We start from the raw sequence: 18,823 nt of genomic DNA on the forward strand, positions 1-18,823 counted from the left end.
TAAGGGGAGGCACTGACAGAATGGACAGGTGAGTGAAGCCGGTGAATTTGTGGACTTCACGCTGCAGCGTGAATCGTCCTGGGAGAAGGCCATGGAAGCCCGCGAACGCCTGGGTGGAATGAAGGTCTACGGGGCATCGGTTGGTGCGGTGAGAGGAACGGTGCGGGACGCCCTGAAGCGCCACAAGAATCTGGGCCATGACGACATCACGGCGCTGAGTTCGGAACTATGGGATGAACCGGTCTTTGAGCGCAGGCTCGCTGCTGTTGTGCTGCTGCAAACCAAGGTAGGGGTCCTGGTCAACACAGACCTGACCCGCATTGAGGGCTTCATCAGGCAGGCCGGCACGGAGGAACTGACAGGTCCTTTGGCGGTAGACGTGGTCAAACCACTGTTCGAGAGGCTTGAAGGACAGGCGAAGGAACGCGCTGCACGTGTTCTGGAGCGCTGGTCCCGGGACATGGATCCATGGCTCCGCCGGGCCGCGCAGCTCGCCACGGACAGCTCGACCCCTTGATTAGCCGCAGCCACCGGCTTACCGTTTCATCAACGCATGCCAGGCACCAATTCCGTGAATTGAGAGGCAGGTTGTTCGATGAAATCGCTGTGGTTGGACAGGGAATCCAGCTTCACGTCCGATGCAATCCCCGATGAAAAGCACTTCGACACAATAGTGGCGGGCGCAGGGCTCACAGGAATGGTGACGGCCCTGCTCTTGTCCAGATCGGGACAGCGTGTGGCAGTTTTGGAAGCGCGCACCCTTGGCGCTGCAACTACCGGAAACACCACTGGCAAACTAAGCCTCCTGCAGGGAGGGGCACTCTCGGGCCTGCGAGGCCAGTACTCCCTGAAAGTGGTGCAAGCCTACGTGGAGGCGAACCGCACTGGACAGGCATGGCTGATGCGGTACATGGAAGAGCAGGGCGTCCCGTTTCAGCGCCGGACGGCAGTCACCTTCGCAACCAGCGACGACGGCGGTCAGCGGCTTCGCAAGGAGGCCGCAGTTTCACGGGATGCCGGCTTGGACGTACATTTCAGCCGTGACCCAGGCCTGCCGTTCCCCGTGGTTGAGGCACTGGAACTTGATGACCAAGCGCAGATCCACCCCATGGAAGTCCTGGAAACGCTTGCAAGGGATATCCGGGAGCACGGCGGAATAATCGTCGAAGGTGTCCAGGTGCAGAATGTGGGTTCTGACCTTCCGGTGGAAGTATCCACCCGAAAAGGCGCCTTCACCGCGGACACAGTCGTCATTGCCACGGGCACGCCGATCCTGGACCGCGGACTCTATTTCGCCAAGCTCGAACCCAACCGCTCTTATGCGGCAGCACTTCGGCTTCCAGGTGAAACCCCGCCACCGAGCGGAATGTACCTGAGCATTGATCCACCCACACGTTCCCAACGCACTCACCCGACGCCGGAGGGTGAGTTGCTGCTGGTAGGCGGCTATGGACATACGGGAGGCCGGGCGGCCTCACCCAAGGCCCACCTGGATGACCTTCTCGCCTGGGCCAACCAGCATTATCCGGGCGCGGAGGTCACCCATACGTGGTCTGCCCAGGACTACCGGCCAACCAACCTCGTTCCCTTCTTCGGCAAAATGCCCCGGGGCCACGGCCGGATCTTCTTCGGCACTGGCTACAACAAGTGGGGCATGAGCAACGGAGTCGCTGCCGCGCTGTCCATTACTGCGGACATTCTGGGCGGCCAGTCTGATTGGGCCAAGGTCATACACCACCGCGTTACGTCGCCCCAGGGCGCATTGGAATCTGTTCGCCTCAATGCCAGCGTCGCCAAACGCATGGTCGAGGACAAGGCCAAGGTCAGAAGCAACCCCGAGATCACGGACCAGACCCGACCACCGGAGGGGAGCGGCGTCGTCGGACTTTACAAGGGTGAGCCGGCAGCTGTGTCTACCGTTGATGGCAACGTCTGTATGGTCTCGGCGAGCTGCGCCCACTTGGGAGGTTTGCTGAGCTGGAACGACGCCGAGAAATCCTGGGATTGCCCCCTGCACGGCTCCAGGTACGCACCCGACGGCAAGTATCTCGAAGGACCGGCAACCCACAACCTGCAGAAGTCGCCACTAAAGAAGAAGGACTGACTACGCCAGCCGTTCGACGCGCCGCCGGGCCTGGTCCGCGGTGCGTCGCGCCTGGGTGGCGGCGCGGACTGCCAGCTTCTTCTGCGACTCAGCGGCTTCCGCGTCCCGCGTGATGCCGATCAGTTCAGCTTCGAGGGAAGCCAAACGCTTCTTGACCTCGGCGATCTCGGCCTCGACATCCGAGCGCCTGCCCGCGACTTCCTTGACAACATTCCACGCTGTGGATGCGGCGTCTTCGGCCTCCCTGGCTTCCTGATCGGCTGCCTCAAACTCGGTGCGGGCTTCTTCCAACGCGGCCTGGCGCTTTTGGGCCCGGCGTTCGGCCAGGGATGTTGGGGTTTCCGCAGGTGCTTTCTCTTTCGGCTCCGGCTCTTGTTTCTTCTTGCTCTGGCGTGCCGGTCTGGGTTCGGCGGGCAACTTCACTTTTGGCAGTTCGCCTACATCCGGGATTTCATCGGGATTTGTTGCAGCGACGGCATCTGTCAGGTCCACGGACTCGAAGCCGCTGCTACTTAGTCCGCGCACCAGCCGTCCGGTCGTCACCGCGGCTGCGGCACTGGCGTCGGCCATTGCTGCCCGAAGCGTCTGCTCGACGTCGGCAGCACCGGCCGCGCTGAGCGGCGCTCCCAGCCCGCTCGCCAGGTCCTTTGCCGCGTGCACGGCCGAGGTCAGTTGGCCTTGGCGCTGCTGGCCAAGTTCACGGAAGGCTTCAGCGTCTCCCTCCTCTTGTGCTGCACGGAGGGACGCGCCAAAACGCACGACGCCGTCAATCACCTCGGGTTGGTGGACGGCAAGCATGTTGATGGCCCAGGCGCCGGCGGCGGGCTTTGGCAAGCTGCCGATCTCCTTCGCGAGGTCCTTCTCACCTGCCTCCTTTGCTTGTCGTGCCAAGGCTGTCCGCTCCGCAGTGAATTCACGCGGAAGCGCGGCGTATAACTGTTGGGCGGCATCGCGGAGATCCATGACTTCATCCTAGGTGCGCTTGTGCTGACCCCGTCCACGACACCGCAGCGCTTAGGGTAGCCTAAGTCACGTGGACCAGATCATGAGCTTGCCCTTTGGCGTCGCGCTTGCGGCGCTGTTTGCGATTGTCATGATCCGCGTCAATGTCACGTACTGGCTGGGTCGTGGAGCGGTTGCCGGATTCGCCCACACGCGCTTCGGGGCGTCGCTCCAACGGCCCAAAGCAGCCCAGGCCCAAGCCCTCATTCAGCGTTGGGGACCGTACGCCGTCGTGCTGTCCTTCCTGACCATTGGCCTGCAGACCGCCGTTAACCTGGCCGCCGGGGCAGCGAGGATGCCGTTGCGCCGCTATCTCCCCGCTGCCGTCCTGGGCTCCATCATCTGGGCGTTGCTGTATGCAACTATCGGACTCGCTGCACTTGAGGCGTGGCTTGCGGTAGCTGCGGCGTCGCCGGTTGGTGCCGGGTTGTTAGTGACGGCTGTGGTCGCCGTGATGGTGTGGGCGGTCGTTGCCCGGCGGCGTCGGGCGGCTGCCAAATCAGCGGATACAGTGGTCTGAGTTCTACTGCTGGATCTGCGAAAGGCTCGGGTTGACTACTTCATTACCGGAACTGGCGGAGGGTAACTTCTACTACGAATCGTTGGGTGAGGGCCGCTACCGCTCCACGATTCATGCCCAAGGTGCCTGGAATCCGCACGAACAACACATGGCCCCTGCCTCGGGCATCATGGCTGACGCCCTCCTGAGGCATGAGCCCCGTGACGACGTCCGTATGGCGCGTATCAGCTACGAGATCCTGGGGCTGATCCCCGGCGGCGAGTTTCAAGTGACCACCTCAACGTTGAGACCGGGACGAACCATTGAACTTATCCAGGCTGAGCTTTCCGCCGGGGGGCGGGTGGCGATTCGTGCCGCGGCGTGGCGCATGATCACCAGCGATACGAGCGCGGTGGCGGCGTTCGAAGACGAGGCCATGCCCGCCGCGGACGAATGCAAGTTGTGGGATGGTGCCAGCGTCTGGCCCGGGGGTTACATCCGTTCCCTGGAAATGCGTATCGGCGAAGGCCACAGGCCGGGTTCGGGCAGGGTGTGGATCCGGACCATGCATCCTTTGACGGACAAGGAAGACAGCAGCGATCTTGCCCGGCTGATGGGATTGGTCGATACAGCCAACGGCATCGCCGCACGGGTCCCGCCGGGCGAGAACAGCTACATCTTCCCCAACGTGGATCTGCAGATCCACATGTACCGTGCGCCTCAGGGCGAGTGGCTCGGGCTGGACAACAAGGTCTCCTTCGGAGCCGATGGCATCGGCCTGACGTCCAGCGTGCTCCATGACATCAACGGACCTTTCGGCAGGGCCGAGCAAATCCTGACGCTGAGGAAAAGCTGATGAGCGAAGCAAGGAACGAGTCCGACGGCGGCGTCGGCGACCGCTCCAAGCTCACCGTCTACCGCCAAGAGGAAACCCTCGGTGCTGCTGAGGATCTTGATTTTGCGTTGGAGTTGCTGAAACGAGCCCGCAGCGGGCAATTGGGTCCCTCCCTGCGCTTGTACCGCCCGCAGCCCACCGTTGCCTTTGGCCAGCGCGATGCGAACCTGCCCGGCTTCAGCGCAGCTGAGGATGCCTGCCGGGAGCTCGGCTTCGAACCTCTCGTGCGGAAGGCCGGCGGACGTGCGGCGGCGTATCACCAGGGCACCTTGGTGATTGATCATATTGAGCCGCACCCTGACGCGATCGTCCGTGCAAAAGCCCGCTTCGCGGAGTTCGGTGAGTTGCTGGCAGGTGCGCTTCGCAGCGTCGGTGTCCATGCCGCCGTCGGGGAGATCCCGGGGGAGTACTGCCCCGGGGAGTTCAGCGTGCACGGGGAGGACGCGGAGTTTCCCGCCCATCGCATCAAGCTCATTGGCACGGCCCAACGGGTGGTGTCCGGAGGCTGGTTGTTCAGCTCTGTGATTGTGGTGGAGAACTCCGGCCCCATCCGTGACGTCCTGACGGCGAGCTACGCAGCACTGGGCTTGGACTGGGATCCTGCTACCGCCGGTGCTGCAAATGACCTGCTGCCCCACCTGGACGTCAAGACTGTGGAGGACGCTGTGGTTGACGCTTACCGCGGCTACGCAGACGTGGTCGACGGCGACTTCCGCACTCTCCTGGCTGGTTGAGCCTGCTGGGGGCCGGGTTTACGCTGAGGGAATCAGGAACCTAACCACACGAAACCTGGTGGAATGATGGGCCGGAAGAAGCACCCAGTTCAGGATACCGACGTCGATCTGAGCATCAGCGAGCCCAAGAGGTCGGCCGCTGGTTTGCCCAGCCTCAGCGAAACCCTGCCCCATGCGATGGCCCATATGGGCCCTTCCCGCGCCTGGAAGACCCTCACGGCGGTCAACCAAAAAGACGGTTTCGACTGCATGAGCTGTGCTTGGCCCGATCCACCGGAACGCAAGGCTGCAGAATTCTGTGAAAACGGAGCCAAGGCAATCGGCTGGGAAGCAGAGCCGCTGAGGATCCCCACGGAGTTTTGGGCCGCGAATCCGCTGAGTTCCCTGGAATCCCGATCCGAGTACTGGCTGGGCCAACAGGGCCGGCTGGTGGAGCCGGTGTATAAGGCGGCAGGCTCGGACCACTACGCACCCGTCAGCTGGGAGCGGGCCTTCGACGTGATTGCAAACGAGTTGAACGCCCTTGATGATCCAAATCAGGCCACGTTTTACACCAGTGGACGCACCAGCAATGAAGCAGCGTTCCTGTACCAGCTTTTCGTCAGGGCTTTCGGGACCAACAACCTCCCGGATTGTTCCAACATGTGCCACGAGTCCACTGGCCTTGCCATGGGCGAGACCATCGGCGTGGGCAAATCGGCCATCACGTATACGGACTTCGCGAAGTCGGACCTGATCATCATCATGGGGCAGAACCCAGGAACCTGCCATCCGCGGATGCTGACGGCGCTGGAGGAAGCGAAACTCGCGGGTGCGTCCATCGTCGCTGTTAATCCGCTGCCTGAGGCTGGCCTGATCAATTTCCGGAACCCGCAACGTGTTCGAGGCCTGGTTGGTAAGGGAACTGACTTGGCTGACCAGTTCCTGCAGATCAGGCTCGCCGGAGACATGGCGCTGCTGCAGGCTGTTTCCAAGCGTGTCCTGGATGCCGAATCAGCGGCGCCGGGTTCGGTGTTGGACCGCCCGTTCATCGATGAGCATTGCCAGGGGTTTGTTGGTTTCGCCGCCCACCTCGCAACTTTGCAGGAGCGGGACGTTCTTGCCGCCACCGGCCTGACCAGCGCAGAAATCGATGAACTTGCTGACAGGTACATCCACGCGGACAGGGTCATCATCACCTGGGCCATGGGACTGACCCAGCATAAGAAGGCAGTGCCCACCATCAAGGAGATCATTAATCTTCTTCTGCTCCGCGGCAACATTGGCAAACCGGGCGCTGGCCCTTCGCCGATCCGTGGACACAGCAATGTCCAGGGTGACCGGACCATGGGTATTTGGGAGAAGATGCCGCCGCGGTTCCTTGACGCCGTGCGGGATGAGTTTGGCTTTGACCCGCCACGGAAGGCTGGCGTCGATTCCGTGGACAGCATCCGTGGAATGCGGGATGGAAGGATCAAGATACTCGTCGCGTTGGGCGGGAATCTGGTCCATGCGATCTCGGACACCACGGTTGCTGAGCAGGCTGTGCGAAAGACCCGGCTCTCTGTTCAGATTTCCACCAAGCTGAACCGCTCCCACGTAGTGGTGGGGGAGCAGGCCCTGATCCTTCCGACCCTTGGCCGCACCGAAATCGACAAGCAGGACGGGATTGAACAGTTTGTCACGGTAGAGGACACCGTGTGCGCCGTGCACCGCTCCGCCGGGACGCTGGAACCCATCGCTCCGGACGTTCTCTCCGAAGTGGCGATCGTCAGCCGGCTGGCCGAGGCGGTTCTTGACCACAAGGTTCCGGTGGATTGGGCCGGTCTGAGGCGCAACTATGACACCATCCGTGACCACATTTCCCATGTGGTGCCTGGATTTGATAATTTCAATGCCCGCATCCGCGAGCGCGACGGTTTCGTGCTTCCACACGGCCCCAGGGATTCCCGGACTTTCCCCACAGCAACGGGAAAAGCCATGTTTTCTGTCAATGACCTGGAAACCATTGAAGTGCCGCCGGGCAGACTGCTCCTTCAGACTGTGCGGTCCCATGACCAGTTCAATACGACGACGTATTCCATGAATGATCGTTACCGTGGCATCAAGAAAGGCCGCATGGTCTTGTTGGTGAACCCTGAGGATCTGGCGGGATTGGGTTTCCAGGATGGCGCGTATGTGGATGTGCACAGTGAAGCCGACGACGGCGTTGACCGAGTGCTTCATCAGTTGCGTTTAGTGGCGTACCCCAGTGCCAGGGGCTGCGCCACGGCCTACTATCCGGAGGCGAATGTGTTGGTGCCGCTGGATTCAACAGCGGAAGGCAGCAATACGCCGGCGTCGAAGTCTGTGATTATTCGTCTGGAACCGGCTACCGCCCCGATTTTCGAGGCGGCAGCCGGGCAGCGGAAGTGAATGCTTAGGCTGCGAGGCGGTTTTCTACCTCGGAAGCAGAAGGGTTGGTTGCTGCGGTTCCGTCCGGGAACAGGACGGTGGGGACGGTGCGGTTGCCTCCGTTGAGCTGCTCGACAAGTTCGGCCGTGCCATCTACTTCTTCGATGTTGATCTCGGTGTAGCCGATGCCCTTGGCGTCGAGCTGCTTCTTCAGGCGGTTGCAGTAGCCGCACCAGGTGGTCGAGAACATGGTGATGGTGCCGGAGTCGGGAGTGAAGTCCACAGAGCTCTCCTCAGTATTGGTCGTTTCCACGGGTGATTCGTTGGTAACAACCGTAACCCGCAGCCCAATAATTCCCGTGAGGCCGGGAATCGGGGTTACGTCACATTCCGGGCTGGTGCGTCCTTGAGCGACACGGCAGACTGTTCCCATGTGTGGACGTTATGTAATGGCCCGTGCCGTGGGGGATCTGCTGGCTGACTTTGATGCCGAACTTGAAAACGAGATCGCCCTGGAAAAATCGTGGAATGTGGCTCCAACGGATGCTGTTCCGATTGTGCTGGAAAGGCTCGTGGACGATGGATTGAAGCGGCAGTTGCATGTTGCGCGTTGGGGGTTGGTGCCCTCATGGGCGAAAGATCCCAAAGGTGGCGCGCGCCTGATCAATGCGCGCAGTGAGACTCTCCTGGAGAAGCCGTCGTTCCGAAAGGCTGCTGCGGCCAGGCGCTGCGCTGTTCCCGCTGATGGGTATTACGAGTGGAAGAAGGGTGAGGGAAAGTCCAAGCAGCCCTACTACGTGCATCCCGCGAATGGTGAGGGGCTGGTCTTCGCCGGCCTGTATGAGTGGTGGCGGGACCAGTCGATGTCCAACGACGACCCCGACCGGTGGCTGTTGTCCATGTCCATCATCACTGCCGATACTCCGACGTCCGAATCGGCCCGCACGCGCCGCAGTGCCTCCGTCTTTGACGAGCTGACTGTTCTGCATGACCGGGTTCCCTTGCCCATGAGCAGGGAAACGATGGAGGCCTGGCTGGATCCACGCCAGGACGATGCGGCCGGTTTGGTGGACATGGTCCGCTCAAGGGCGCACGATGCCGCTGCTGACTGGACGCTCGACGCTGTGGGGCAAGCGGTCGGAAATGTCCGCAACAACTCACCGGAACTCATTGAACCGGTGGAGGGCCTTTTCTAGCTAGAGCGCTTCCGTGACCGGTACGCCGGCCTGGAAATCGCGGCCGTCCGCCTCGCTGAAGGCCGTCATGACGTGGCCCTTACTGAGTCCATGGATGGCGGACATCGGAAAGTTCCCCGTGATCACGTTGCCGGAGTGTTCCACGCCCTTGATGTCATAGTTTTCCTCGGCACTGAGTGAGTGGTTGAAGGAGTAGAACGAGATCGCTTCTCCATTCATGAACTCAATGCCCAGCCTGCGTTGGGAGGAATAGTCCTCGCTGGCAGCAACAAGGCCCACGACATAAGCGCCGGAGCCCGGTATGTTGCCTTCGATTTCGAATCTCGCAACGAGGTTGTCATCGGCGGCGGAGATACTGACCTGCTTCAGGAGTGCGTCATTGGTACTCATGCCACAATCCTGCTCTGTGGACCCGCCCGCGTCCACCCCTTTGCTTCATCCCTCCAAGAGTCGCCGCACATTGGCCGCGACTGTGGTTTGGTCCATCGCCTGGCCGCTGCGTGCCGTCAGGAGGTGCAGGGCCAACCCGTCGCCGTAGTCCGATACGGCTTCTGCGCGGGCCCTTGGGCCAGGAATTCCCAGTGAGTCGAGCATCTGTTCAAGAGCTGAAAGCATCCTCTGGTGCCCGGCGGCCACTACCTCGGGCTGGTCCAGGGCAAAGGCGAACCGTGCCCGGGTCAGTTCAGCGTGGTTTTTTGCGAGCCCGAGCAGCGCTCCCGCGAGTTGTTCCGCCAAGGCGGCTACCGACGTCGGGAATTCGGACCCACCCTGCTGCTGCAGCAGGAGCGAATCCCGTTCTTCAACGCGGTCGACGGCGGCAGCTACCAAAGCGGCACGGTTGCGGAAGTAATTGGAGGTCGTTCCGACGGCCACGCCAGCTTCGGCGTCAACGGCCCGATGGGTCAGTCCCTTGAGACCTTTGGCGGCGACCACGGCGAGGGCGGCGTCGGCAAGATCGGTTCGTCTGTCCGGCATGGAGAAAGTCTAGTCTTTAACCTCGTTATTACTACAAATGTAGTAGTACATTGGCAGCATGAAAAAAGTGGATATCGTCGGTGGTGGCATAGCAGGCCTCGCCCTGGCAGGAACTCTGGATCGCAGCCAGTTCCACGTCACCGTGTACGAACATCGGGCCGGCCTCCCGGCGGTAGGAACAACCCTGGCCATGTGGCCCGAAGCCCAGGAGGCCCTGGCCTCGTTGGGGATCCTTGGCGCCGTCCGGGAAAGCAGCCCCGTCATCAGGGGCGGCGCGCTCCGGAGTGCCACAGGGGTGCCGTGGTTAAGTGTGGAAGGGCAGAATCTTGTGGGCGTCGCCCGCCACACGCTCCTGCGACTCCTGGACTCAGCCGTACCCTCAACAGTCCAACGACGCATCGAAAAGCTGGATGCGGTTCCAAGCGACGCCCACCTGACAGTGGCGGCAGATGGGGTGCGCAGCATGGTGAGGCGCTCCGTGTGGGGCCAAGCACGTTCGGCCAAGCTGACACGCTACCTCGCCGTTCGAGGCGTCATTGCCCAAGAGCCGGGCAGCGAAACCATAGGTGAGTACTGGGGGCGCGGGGACCTCTTTGGCATAGGCCCTTCAAGCGGCGGAACAAACTGGTATGCGTCCTTCCGCTCCCGGATGGGGCCCGAGGGAATTGACGTCGGCGAAGCCTTGGCAGTTGCGCGCCGCCGCTACGCCGGGCACTCCCAAGGCATCCAGCATGTCCTGCAAGCAGCGACGCCCGAAACATCATTGGCGCAACGCATTTGGATCACCCCGCCACTATGGCGTTATTCCCGGGGCAATGTGGTCCTCATCGGCGACGCGGCCCACGCCATGGCACCCAACCTCGGACGAGGCGCTTGCGAATCACTGATAGACGCCGTCACCTTGGGCAAGCTGGTCAACACCCTGCCCCTGTACCAAGCCCTCAAGGCGTACAACCGTCAACGCGTTCTTCGGACCCAGCAATACCGCATCGGCTCATCCCTGATGATGCGCGTGGCGCTCGCAGAAGGTGCGCAACCCCTCCGCGACAAGCTGCTGGACCTTGCTGCCAAGCAAAAGTCCAAAGCGCCCGGAAGGAGCAAAACTTCCCAGTAGGTTTTGCCGGAGGGGCGACGTAAACTGGAGATATTCGAACATACATTCGAACGAATTTCACCAGGCAAGGAGTGTGGATATGGGGCTTTTCAGCGAGTCCGTGGACGTCATCTGCACGGATACAGGCCAACCGCAGGAAATCCAGTGGAAAGGAACCCACTACCTCGTCACCAACGAACCCCTCAGATGGTACGAACGACGCCAATGGTGGGTAGAAGAAAGCCGGGCCCCACTGGGAAGCGGCGCAGGCTTGGTGGATCACGAGATCTGGCGGGTCCAACTCCAGCGCCCGCAGGACGAAGGGCAAACCAGCAAAACCATCACCCTTGACCTCGTCCGCCACCTCGCCAGCGGCCGCTGGCGGCTTCTACGCATCCACGACGCCGCACCGGCCCAAGCAGTCGAACCAGACGAAGCCGCCTGAACCTTGAGCTTCACACACCTGCACGTCTCCACAGCCTTCAGCGCCCACTACGGCGTCTCCTGGCCAGACGAACTTGCCCAGTCGGCCGCAGGAGACGGCGCAACAGCGCTCGCCTGTACTGACCGGGACGGCCTGTACGGCACCATCAAACACCTCAAAGCATGCATGGACGCCGGTATCGACCCCATCATCGGCGTGGATCTCGCCATCTTCGACGACGACGGCGACCACCGCACCCAAGTAGCGGGCCGCGTCGTCGTACTCGCCCACGGCAACAACAACGGCGCCGGCTACCGCGCCCTCTGCCGACTCGTCTCAGACGCCCATGCCCGCACCTCCGGCAAGGCCGGGGGAGTGGTGCCCGTCGCCGTAACACGGGCAGAACTCGCATCACGCACACTGGACCCAAAAACCCTCAAACCCGTGCTAACCGTCCTCATAGGACCGGACTCCGATGTGGGCCGCGCCATGGGAGGGCGGAAATATCTTCGCCCCCGCACACTTTTCAAACAATGGATCGACGCCATGCCCCCCGGAACAATGGTCGCCGAAACCGTATCCCACCTCAGCGCCCCAGGAGAACCCCTCAGTACATCCCACGCAGTACGCATGCTCAAACTCGCCCTCGAATACAACATCCCCGCCATTCTCAGCAACGCCGTCCGCTACTGCGCCCAGGACGGCGCCCCCACCGCAGACGTCCTGGACTCAGCACGCACACTAAAATCCCTCCCCGAACTCTCATCGGCCCCACAGCTGCAACCAACCGGCCTGCTCCAACCAACAGGGCAGCTGCAACCAACAGGGCAAGGCTGGTTGAAAAACGCCCAACAAATGCACCAACTCGGCAAGGAAATCATGGGCGCCGCAGGGCAAGGAGCGGCAGGGCTGAACAAGCTGCTCTCCAACACAGAAGCGCTCGCCGACAAATGCCGCATCGATCCCGTCCTGGACATGGGATGGAAAAAGCCCGTTGTTCCCGAAGCTTCCATCATCGGCATCGACCGTGACCCCATGGTGGAACTCACGCAACGATGCGAGGCAGGAATCACCCGCCGCTTCCCCGGCATCAACGGCGATGCGGAATTACAGATGCGCTCACGGTTGCAGCATGAGTTGGGGATCATCGACAAACTCGGCTTTGCCTCCTACTTCCTCACTGTTGCGGAAGTATCCAGAATGATCATCGAGATGGGCGTCCGGGTAGCTGCCAGAGGTTCCGGCGCCTCCAGCTTGGTCAACTATCTGATCGACATCAGCCAAGTGGATCCCATCCGGCATGACCTCATTTTTGAACGGTTCCTCTCGGGTCGCCGATCCACCCTTCCCGATATTGACATCGACGTCGAAAGCGCCGAACGGCACAACGTCTACCGGAAGATCTTCGAGCGCTTCGGAGCCGAACGGGTGACCCTGATGAGCATGCAGAACGGGTACCGGGCCCGTGGTGCTGTCCGCGATGCCGGCATGGCCCTTGGCATGGACGATGGTGAAATCGGTGAAATTGCCAAGCAGTTATGGCGATTTTCTGCGCGTAAATTCAGGGAGGCATTGGTTGAAAAGCCTGAACTCCGAGAATTTGCCGGAAGGGTGGAGGCTGGCCGTGAAGGGCCTGGGGGCATGGAGGAAAACCAGCAGTTGGACCTGCTGGTGGATCTCACTGAAAGGTTGGACCGCCTTCCCCGGCACATTTCCATGCACCCGTGCGGTGTGATCCTGGGCGATGCCACGCTCCTGGACAGAACCCCGGTACAGCCCAGCGGTTTGGGGCTGCCGATGAGCCAGTTCGATAAACACGACATGGATCCCATGGGCATGCTCAAACTGGATGTCCTGGGTGTGCGGATGCAAAGTGCCATGGCGTTTGCGGTGCGGGAGGTCATCCGCCTGCACCCGTCCAAAGCTGAGGTAGTTGCTGCTGGCCACCACCCGGTGGAGGTGGGAGGCGCTGGCCCGGACTACATTGCCCAGGACGGCAGGATTGATCTCAATGCGGTGCCTTTCGACGACGAGCCCACCTATGAGTTGATCCGCAGTACCCACACCTTGGGCTGCTTCCAGATTGAATCCCCTGGCCAGCGTGAGCTTATTGGGAAGATGGCGCCGCGCGAATTCAATGACCTCATTATCGATATTTCCTTGTTCCGCCCTGGACCCATGAAGTCGGACATGGTCCGCCCCTTCCTTGAACACCGGCATGGTTTCGCACCCGAGGTCTACCCGCACCCGGACCTGAAACCCGTTTTGCAGGAAACCCATGGCGTCACGGTTTTCCATGAGCAGATCCTGAAGACCTTCCATGTCATGACGGGGTGTGGTTTGGACCGGGCGGACGAGTTTCGAAGGGCCTTGGGTGATGAGCTCCGCGAACCTGAAGTAGAGAAGTATTTCCGTCGGGAAGCGATCAAGAGATACTCCCCGGACGTCGTGGACAAAGTATGGGGAACCCTCAAAGCCTTCGGCAGCTTTGGTTTCTGCAAAGCCCATGGAGCTGCCTTTGCTGTGCCCACCTATCAATCGGCGTGGCTGAAGGCACACCACCCTGAAGCCTTCCTTGCAGGGCTGTGGGAACACGATCCAGGGATGTACCCCAAACGGCTGCTGGTTGCTGAGGCCCGCCGCTTGGGTATTCCCATCCTGCCCTTGGATATTAATCGCAGCCAGGCTGAATACAGAGTGGAAAGAATCCAGGAAGGCAAGGATTCCGGCAAGCTCGGCATTCGCTTGAGCCTGAACGGAATATATGGACTGTCGGGAGCGGAGCTGAAGCGGATAGTAGCTGGTCAACCCTATGATTCCCTCGCGGACCTCCGGGCAAGGGCAAGGGTGAGCAAGCCGAATATCAAGAGACTCGCCCAACTCGGAGCCTTCGATGCCCTGCACCGGGATGCCGGCGGAACGGCAAACCGTGCCGATCTGGTGCAGCACTTGCAAGCACTCCAGGCCAGTCCCTCCAAAAAGGCCAACGATGTCATTGAAGGGCAATTATCCCTACCCCTTGGTGATGTGGAGTTGCGGAACCTTGCTGCTGGACTACCTGAGCCCAGCATGGTGGAGAACGTGCGTGCAGAGCTTGATCTCATGGCAGTGGATGTGAGTGAGCATCTTATGCAAAGCCATCGGCCATTGCTGGACAAGCTTGGCGTCACCACGGCCGATAAGCTCCTGGGGCTTCGCAACGGTACCGAGGTACTGGTTGCCGGTGTCCGGATCGCAACGCAGACACCTCCCATGCGTGGCGGTCGCCGCGTGGTGTTCATCAGCATCGACGACGGTACAGGCTGCGTGGACTCCGTCTTCTTTCATGAAGCACAGGAAGAATCGGGTCCGCTCCTGTTCGGTACCCGGCTTCTGCTGATCCGCGGAACTACGCGAAGAACAGGTCCCAAGGGAATCAGCCTCAGTGCCAGCAAAGCCTGGGACCTTAGCCGCCCCGAAACTTTGCCGTTTAGCGAAGTCCTGCCACCCGGCGTCGGGCTTCCGCCTGAATTCACTCATTCCGGACCCCTTGAGGGTATCTCCAGGAACCTTGCCATTACCGGGTTGGGGAGCTGAACAGGCAGGTAAATCAGGCGTCGGCGCGCTGCTTTGGCCGCCTTCGTCGAAACAGATACGATTGACGGTGGCTGGCTGTGGTCCCCGTACGCCACAAGCTATGAAGCCTTCACTATGAATAGGAGACACCCGTGTCAGATGCCCAACAGATCACCCTCATCGTCGATGGCGAAGAGACCAAGGTGACGGAAGGGACTACCGGCGCGGAACTCTTCTTCGAGCGCCGCGACGTCGTTGTTGCCCGTGTCAATGGTGTGCTGAAGGATCTTGACCAGGTCCTCACCGAGGGCGCAGACGTCGAAGGTGTCACCATTGAATCTCCTGACGGACTCAACGTTCTCCGTCACTCCACCGCGCACGTCATGGCCCAGGCCGTGCAGCAGCTGCGGCCTGATGCCAAGCTTGGCATCGGCCCTTACATTACTGACGGCTTCTACTTCGACTTCGACGTCGCTGAGCCGTTCACCCCGGAAGACCTGCGCCAGCTGGAAAAGATGATGCAGAAGATCATCAACCAGAACCAGAAGTTCGTTCGCCGCGTGGTCACCGAAGAAGAAGCCCGCGAAGCCATGGCCGGCGAACCCTACAAGCTTGAGTTGCTGGGCAAGAAGAACGACGCCGCCGACGCCGGAGAAGGCGTGAACGTTGAAGTCGGTGCCGGCGATATCACTATTTACGACAATGTGGACCGCAAGAGCGGCGAAAGCGTCTGGTGCGACCTCTGCCGGGGACCGCACCTGCCCAACACCAAGATCATCTCCAACGCGTTCGCGCTGACGCGCTCATCCTCCGCATACTGGCTGGGCAACCAGAACAACCAGCAGCTTCAGCGAATCTACGGCACCGCATGGCCCACAAAGGAAGCCCTCAAGGCTTACCAGGAACGCATCGCTGAGGCAGAACGCCGCGACCACCGGAAGCTGGGTGTGGAGCTGGATCTGTTCTCGTTCCCTGACGAACTTGGATCGGGCCTTCCTGTGTTCCACCCCAAGGGCGGCATCATCCGCAAGGCCATGGAGGACTACTCCCGTCAGCGCCACGTGGACGCCGGCTATGAGTTTGTTTACACCCCGCACATCACCAAGGGACACCTTTACGAGGTCTCCGGCCACCTTGACTGGTACAAGGACGGCATGTTCCCGCCGATGCAGGTGGATGCCGAGCTCAACGAAGACGGCACCGTGCGAAAGCCCGCGCAGGACTATTACCTGAAGCCGATGAACTGCCCCATGCACAACCTGATCTTCCGCTCACGCGGCCGGTCCTACCGCGAACTGCCGTTGCGCCTGTTCGAATTCGGCTCGGTGTACCGGTACGAGAAATCCGGTGTTGTGCACGGACTGACCCGTGTCCGTGGCATGACACAGGACGACGCCCACATCTACTGCACCCGCGAGCAGATGAAGGACGAACTCACCACAACACTGAACTTCGTCCTTGGCCTCCTCAAGGATTACGGCCTGGATGATTTCTACCTCGAGCTCTCCACGAAGAACGAGGAAAAGTTCGTAGGTGACGACGCCGCCTGGGAGGAAGCCACCCGCACACTCGCCGAGGTTGCGGAGGCCTCCGGGCTGGATCTGGTACCGGACCCGGGTGGAGCAGCATTCTATGGGCCGAAGATCTCCGTCCAGGCAAAGGACGCCCTCGGCAGGACCTGGCAGATGTCCACGATCCAGCTGGACTTCAACCTGCCTGAACGCTTCGAGCTGGAGTACCAGGCAGCGGATGGAACGCGCCAGCGTCCCGTCATGATTCACCGCGCCCTCTTCGGCTCGGTGGAGCGCTTCATGGGCGTTCTCACCGAGCACTACGCCGGTGCCTTCCCCGCATGGCTGTCTCCCGTCCAAGTAGTGGGCATCCCTGTGGCCGAGGCATTCAATGACTACATGTTCGACGTCGTCGGCCAGCTGAAAGCCGCGGGAATCCGCGCAGAGGTGGACATTTCTTCAGACCGTTTCCCGAAGAAGATCCGCACGGCCAGCAAGGACAAGGTCCCATTCGTCCTGATCGCGGGCGGTGAGGATGCCGAGGCAGGTGCTGTCTCGTTCCGCTTCCGTGATGGCAGCCAGGATAACGGCGTGCCCGTGGCAGAGGCGGTCCGCAGAATCGTGGACGCTGTCAAGAACCGCGAAAGCTGACGGAACGGACAATAGACGGTGCAGGAGAACACAGGCGCGGCAGCTGACCTTCCGGGCGACGCCGAAGTAACCGATGACTTCGGCTTGGCAGGTGTTCCGGACGCTTTTCAGCGCCTGTGGACTCCCCACCGCATGGCCTACATCAAGGGCGGACAGGATCAGTTCAAGAACAAGGACGACTGCCCGTTCTGTGTTGGGCCCACGCGTAGCGATGAGGAATCACTCATCGTCTACCGTGGCAGGACCTGCTATGTGGTGCTCAACCTTTTCCCTTACAACCCAGGCCACTTGCTGATCTGCCCCTACCGCCATGTTCCGGACTACACGGACATCACGGTGGAAGAGACGGCGGAATTCTCCGAACTCACGCAGACAGCCATGCGAGTGCTGAGGAAGGTCTCCAACCCCAGCGGCTTCAACCTGGGCATGAACCAGGGTGTCACCGGTGGAGCAGGGATCGCCGCGCACCTGCACCAGCACGTTGTACCCCGCTGGGGTGGGGACGGAAACTTCTTCCCGATCATCGCCCAGACGAAGGCCATTACGCAGACACTCGACGAGGTCCGCAAACTGGTGGCCGAAGCCTGGCCGGGGGAGTCGAATGCTCAATAGGCATGCGCGTGGTTTCTTTACTTCCCTTTTCACACCCCTGGCGCGTTGGCTCCTCAAGATTGGCGTATCTCCAGACGCAGTGACCGTGGCTGGTACAGCAGGAGTCATTCTTGGCGGACTGGTTCTATACCCGCTGGGATATCTGTGGTGGGGTTCAGTGGTGGTCGCGTTCTTCGCGTTCTCGGACGTCGTGGATGGCATTATGGCCCGTTTGCAAGGCCGAAGCGGCGGCTGGGGAAACTTCCTCGATTCCACCTTGGACCGTTTGGCGGACGGCGCCATCTTTGCAGGGTTGACCATCTGGTTCTTCACCAAAGGTGAGGACCCGGCTATTGGTACTGCCGCCGTCGTTTGCCTGGTACTGGGCATGGTGGTTTCCTATGCGCGGGCAAAGGCCGAGTCACTGGGCTATCAAGCCAGCGTTGGCATTGCCGAGCGTGCAGAGCGTTTAGCTTCGGTGCTTCTCATCACCGGGCTCACAGGGCTGGGACTTCCAGCAGTGGTGCTCTTCGCCACCCTGATCCTTCTCGCCCTCGCCAGTGTGGTCACTATCGTGCAAAGAATGGCGACTGTCCGCAAGCAAGCGATGGCCGAAGCCTAGGAAACTGGCATGTGACCAGAGCCCAGCAGCGGCAGTTGTGCAGGTGTCCTATAGTCGCCCTCTTCTTGGCCCCCGAATGCGGTAATGAATGTACAGCCACCGGGCAACGTGCGACTAGTATTACTAGTACTTGGTCACCTTGACCTGAAAACCCGGTGTGCGCTGACTGCGGTCGTGTGGCTGCGCGAGCCACCGGCGAAAAGGTCGTTTATCTACCCATAGGGGTTTTTGTGTCTACACCAGATGTAAGCAACGAAGCCGGTTCGTCCGCGAACAGCGTCACGGGCAGCAGCCGCGTTAAGCGGGGCATGGCGGAGATGCTCAAGGGCGGCGTCATTATGGACGTCGTTAACGTCGAGCAGGCCCGCATCGCCGAGGACGCCGGTGCCGTCGCCGTCATGGCACTCGAGCGCGTACCCGCTGATATCCGCGCCCAGGGTGGCGTGTCCCGCATGTCAGATCCGGACATGATCGATCAGATCATCGCCGCCGTGTCCATCCCGGTCATGGCCAAGGCCCGCATCGGCCACTTCGTCGAAGCCCAGGTCCTGCAGTCCCTCGGCGTGGACTACATCGACGAGTCCGAGGTCCTGACCCC

17 protein-coding genes and 1 pseudogene are annotated in these 18,823 nt (G+C 61.1%); 14 read left to right on the forward strand and 4 right to left on the reverse strand.

The window, feature by feature from the left end; all coding sequences use genetic code 11:
• Window positions 1–28: 28 nt before the first annotated feature.
• Together AC1DCM_RS22830 and AC1DCM_RS22835 are read left to right on the forward strand one after the other, a co-directional pair.
• A complete protein-coding gene (locus tag AC1DCM_RS22830; protein WP_477519815.1) occupies window positions 29–517 on the forward strand; it encodes a DNA alkylation repair protein in 489 nt (162 codons plus the stop codon).
• A 78-nt stretch (window positions 518–595) separates the two neighbouring features.
• Entirely contained in the window at window positions 596–2,104 is a 1,509-nt protein-coding gene (locus AC1DCM_RS22835; protein ID WP_477519816.1) for an FAD-dependent oxidoreductase, read from the forward strand.
• Here the strand turns inward: AC1DCM_RS22835 and AC1DCM_RS22840 are convergent, their stop codons facing one another.
• Window positions 2,105–3,067, reverse strand: a complete 963-nt coding sequence (locus tag AC1DCM_RS22840) for a hypothetical protein (protein ID WP_477519817.1) — start codon at window positions 3,065–3,067, stop codon at window positions 2,105–2,107.
• A 70-nt stretch (window positions 3,068–3,137) separates the two neighbouring features.
• Here AC1DCM_RS22840 and AC1DCM_RS22845 point away from each other — a divergent pair, with 70 nt between their 5' ends.
• The 4 genes from AC1DCM_RS22845 (at window position 3,138) to AC1DCM_RS22860 (ending at window position 7,628) form a co-directional block, all read left to right on the forward strand.
• Window positions 3,138–3,626, forward strand: coding sequence for a DedA family protein (locus AC1DCM_RS22845; RefSeq protein WP_477519818.1), 489 nt, complete (start codon window positions 3,138–3,140; stop codon window positions 3,624–3,626).
• Between the two features lie 31 nt (window positions 3,627–3,657).
• Complete coding sequence (locus AC1DCM_RS22850) at window positions 3,658–4,461, forward strand: thioesterase family protein (RefSeq protein ID WP_477519819.1); 804 nt, start codon at window positions 3,658–3,660, stop codon at window positions 4,459–4,461.
• A complete protein-coding gene (locus AC1DCM_RS22855; protein WP_477519820.1) occupies window positions 4,461–5,234 on the forward strand; it encodes a lipoate--protein ligase family protein in 774 nt (257 codons plus the stop codon). Before AC1DCM_RS22850 ends, AC1DCM_RS22855 begins: the two co-directional genes overlap by 1 nt.
• 66 nt (window positions 5,235–5,300) lie before the next feature.
• Window positions 5,301–7,628, forward strand: coding sequence for an FdhF/YdeP family oxidoreductase (locus AC1DCM_RS22860; RefSeq protein ID WP_477519826.1), 2,328 nt, complete (start codon window positions 5,301–5,303; stop codon window positions 7,626–7,628).
• Window positions 7,629–7,632: 4 nt separating this feature from the next.
• Here AC1DCM_RS22860 and AC1DCM_RS22865 read toward each other — a convergent pair whose 3' ends face one another.
• Window positions 7,633–7,890: a mycoredoxin gene (locus AC1DCM_RS22865; RefSeq protein ID WP_017197512.1), complete on the reverse strand. Its 258-nt coding sequence runs from the start codon at window positions 7,888–7,890 to the stop codon at window positions 7,633–7,635.
• A gap of 148 nt (window positions 7,891–8,038) precedes the next feature.
• Here AC1DCM_RS22865 and AC1DCM_RS22870 point away from each other — a divergent pair, with 148 nt between their 5' ends.
• Window positions 8,039–8,803: an SOS response-associated peptidase gene (locus AC1DCM_RS22870; RefSeq protein ID WP_477519821.1), complete on the forward strand. Its 765-nt coding sequence runs from the start codon at window positions 8,039–8,041 to the stop codon at window positions 8,801–8,803.
• Here AC1DCM_RS22870 and AC1DCM_RS22875 read toward each other — a convergent pair whose 3' ends face one another.
• Entirely contained in the window at window positions 8,804–9,193 is a 390-nt protein-coding gene (locus tag AC1DCM_RS22875; protein ID WP_442006697.1) for a hypothetical protein, read from the reverse strand. It lies immediately after the preceding gene.
• Window positions 9,194–9,238: 45 nt separating this feature from the next.
• Window positions 9,239–9,778: a TetR/AcrR family transcriptional regulator gene (locus AC1DCM_RS22880; protein WP_477519822.1), complete on the reverse strand. Its 540-nt coding sequence runs from the start codon at window positions 9,776–9,778 to the stop codon at window positions 9,239–9,241.
• Window positions 9,779–9,836: 58 nt separating this feature from the next.
• Between AC1DCM_RS22880 and AC1DCM_RS22885 the strand changes: the two genes are divergently transcribed.
• The 7 genes and pseudogenes from AC1DCM_RS22885 to AC1DCM_RS22915 form a co-directional block, all read left to right on the forward strand.
• Window positions 9,837–10,892, forward strand: a complete 1,056-nt coding sequence (locus AC1DCM_RS22885) for an FAD-dependent monooxygenase (protein WP_477519823.1) — start codon at window positions 9,837–9,839, stop codon at window positions 10,890–10,892.
• A gap of 79 nt (window positions 10,893–10,971) precedes the next feature.
• Window positions 10,972–11,316: a DUF6504 family protein gene (locus AC1DCM_RS22890; RefSeq protein WP_442006700.1), complete on the forward strand. Its 345-nt coding sequence runs from the start codon at window positions 10,972–10,974 to the stop codon at window positions 11,314–11,316.
• Window positions 11,317–11,319: 3 nt separating this feature from the next.
• Window positions 11,320–14,871: a DNA polymerase III subunit alpha gene (locus AC1DCM_RS22895; protein ID WP_477519824.1), complete on the forward strand. Its 3,552-nt coding sequence runs from the start codon at window positions 11,320–11,322 to the stop codon at window positions 14,869–14,871.
• 131 nt (window positions 14,872–15,002) lie between these two features.
• Complete coding sequence (gene thrS, locus AC1DCM_RS22900) at window positions 15,003–17,012, forward strand: threonine--tRNA ligase (protein ID WP_442018946.1); 2,010 nt, start codon at window positions 15,003–15,005, stop codon at window positions 17,010–17,012.
• 18 nt (window positions 17,013–17,030) lie between these two features.
• Window positions 17,031–17,624 (forward strand): HIT family protein, encoded by a 594-nt coding sequence (locus AC1DCM_RS22905; protein ID WP_224090593.1) that lies wholly within the window; start codon window positions 17,031–17,033, stop codon window positions 17,622–17,624.
• Window positions 17,614–18,225, forward strand: coding sequence for a phosphatidylinositol phosphate synthase (pgsA, locus tag AC1DCM_RS22910; RefSeq protein WP_309929787.1), 612 nt, complete (start codon window positions 17,614–17,616; stop codon window positions 18,223–18,225). The genes AC1DCM_RS22905 and pgsA overlap by 11 nt, the downstream gene beginning before the upstream one ends.
• A gap of 308 nt (window positions 18,226–18,533) precedes the next feature.
• Window positions 18,534–18,823, forward strand: a pseudogene (locus AC1DCM_RS22915) (pyridoxal 5'-phosphate synthase lyase subunit PdxS); the annotation flags it as partial.

It is taken from the genome of Paenarthrobacter sp. 10N417 (assembly GCF_056394745.1).